Origin of the sequence: Nocardia paucivorans NBRC 100373, assembly GCF_000308675.1 — a bacterium.
GTDB classification, from domain to species: domain Bacteria; phylum Actinomycetota; class Actinomycetes; order Mycobacteriales; family Mycobacteriaceae; genus Nocardia; species Nocardia paucivorans.
Genome location: NZ_BAGE01000111.1, coordinates 1 through 2,619, shown reverse-complemented (window position 1 = coordinate 2,619; position 2,619 = coordinate 1). Strand labels below are relative to the sequence as shown.

Annotated in this window: 1 protein-coding gene; it reads right to left on the bottom strand. The window is 65.8% G+C overall.

The features are described from left to right. On the bottom strand, window positions 1-2,619 hold a 2,619-nt coding region (locus ON32_RS29720; protein ID WP_217998103.1), incomplete at both ends, for a helix-turn-helix domain-containing protein.

Here is a 2,619-nt window from a genome sequence, read left to right as displayed (position 1 = left end):
CGAAGCAGGCCGATGTGCCTGGGACTTATGCCCAGGCGGGACGCGAGCTCATCGCGGTCGCTGATCCCCTCCCCGAACCACAACTCACCCAACCGACGTTCGCTCTGCGAATCCAGATCCCTCACAAGTTTCGTCAACCACACCCGCGGCGCCCGATCGACCAACTCCCGCGCCCGCCCGGTCGAGAGCCCGGAGCCGGCACCGAGCTCCCGCAGCTCGGCAAGGAAAATCCGAACCTCCGGCGTATCGGGCACCGCCGAAAGCCCCCGCGACAGGCTGGGCGCATCCCCCGACGTGGAGCGATCGTTACGGTTGTCGGCCGCATCGAAGAGAGAATTGGAGAATTCGGGGTCGAAACGCAGCACGGCCGAACGCATGATCTCCGGCGGAATGTCGAACGCGGTGCGAACCCTCCGCAAGTGTGCGTTTGTGATCCGCCGGTCTTCCTCGGTGATATCAATGATGGTCACGCTGGTGCCGAGGATTCTGGCGAATTCCGAGCGAGTCAGCCCGGAGGCCTCTCGGATCGCCGTCAACCAATCACCCAACGACCCGAGGCGGTCGTCCATCGGATTCGGAACCGACTCGTCGAAATGAACAGCAAGACCCGGATCGAAACGCTCGGCGGCCACCCGCAGGGTAGCGACCGGAATATCGAGGGCCGTACCGAACAACCGCAGATATTTGACGGAAACCGGTCGATAACCGTTCTCGACGCGCCGAACAGAATCCGAGGACCACCCCATCAACTCGCCGAGCTGCCGTTGGGTGAGGCCGTGATATGTCCGGGTCGTACGCATCCAGTCGATCAGCGATTCGTGGCCGAGGTGCCGCGGATCGGTGATCGGCACATCCGCAAGATCCACGCCGGATCGCGAATTCCGCAACGCCACCGCCAATTCACCGACGAGCCGACGCACCTCCACATCCGGCTCCCCGGCCCGTATCCCCAACCCGAACCGCCGCCACAACAACTGGCCGCCCGCCGCCGACACCGCACCCAACGCCCGCGCGATATCGGCATCCCCGGCCGCCGCGATCAACCCACGTGTCTCCACGACCCCGGCATCATCCGCCTCCGCCAATACCTCCACGACGGCCGACCGCATCCGCTGCACCACACCCGGATCGAGATCCACCGGGCCGGCGGCCAGATCCTCGACCACATCGTCTGCAACACGGCGCAACCACCTCAGAACGGTTCTTTTGGTGTTCCCCACCTGCGCAGATATCTCCGGTACCGTCTTCCTCTGAACAAGCAGTTCGAGGATTTCCGGGGGATACCGGTGGGCCACCCGATCCAGGGCCTGCCGCACCGTCTCCGGGTCCTCCCGCAAACCGACCCGAACCACGAACACCGGATCGACGCGACCGGTAACGGCAGCTGCGGCGGCGACTCGTACGGAGATGGGCGGCAGTTTCGTGGCCAACTCGACGACGATCTGCCGTTGCAGCCGGCTCATCCGATGCAGTTCGGTCCCCGTCTCGGCCGCTGCTCGAGTCGGCGTCGGCCTCTCCAGAAAGCGCGGGACAGCACCGGTCCTCTGTTCCTCGGGCAACGTCTCGATCGCCGCCACCAACGCGAATCTGTCCACCACGCTCGCGATATGCACCTGGGCCCACGCGTCCTCCAAGGACCTGTCCACACCGCTGTCGGCGCTCGGCACCACAGGCAACGCCTCGACACGAGATTCATCGTGTTCCGTTTCCACGGGGTGGCCCGGGCCGGACGGCGTCTCGACTCCGGACTCGACCGACGGTGTTCCCGACTCCTCGGCTTCGGCTCGAAGATTTCTCAGCGCGGCCGTCAATTCATCGACGGCTCGGCGCATCTCCACATCCGGCTCCCCGGTCCGTATCCCCCACCCGAACCGCCGCCACAACAACTGGCCGCCCTCCGCCGACACCACCCCCAACGCCCGCGCGATATCGGCATCCCCGGCCGCGGCAACCAACCCACGCGCCTCGACGACCCCGGCGTCGTCTTCCCCCGCCAATACCTCCACGACGGCCGACCGCATCCGCTGCACCACACCCGGATCGAGATCCACCGGGCCGGCAGCCAGATCCTCGACCACCAATTCCGCTCCACGGCGCAACCACTGCCGAACGGTTGCCCTGCTCTCCCCGGTTCGCGCGGCTATTTCCTCGGTCGTCGGCCCCTGAACGAACAATTCGAGGATTTCCCGGTAATGCAGATGGGCCACCCGGCCCATGGCCACCCGGTTCACGGCCTGTCGAACCGTTTCCGGGTCCTCCCGCAAACCGACCCGAACCACGAACACCGGATCGATGCGACCGGCAACGGCAGCAGCGGCGGCGGCTCGTACGGAGATGGGCGGCAGTTTCGTGGCCAGCACCCGAAGGACCCGCGCCCGGGGCATGGGAGTTATTTCCGTCTCCGCCGTCGCTCGGGTGTCCGACATACTCGCCGACAGCCGCACAGTAGCGCCGGTCTTCTGGTCCTCGGGCAGCGCGTCGATCGCCTTCACCAACGCGAACCTGTCCACCACACTCGCGATACGCACATAGGCTCGCGCTTCTTCCGAAGACAGATTCAGCCTGCTGTCGATGACCCGGTTGGCGGCGAGATCGATCGAGAACCCCCGAGCGATACGG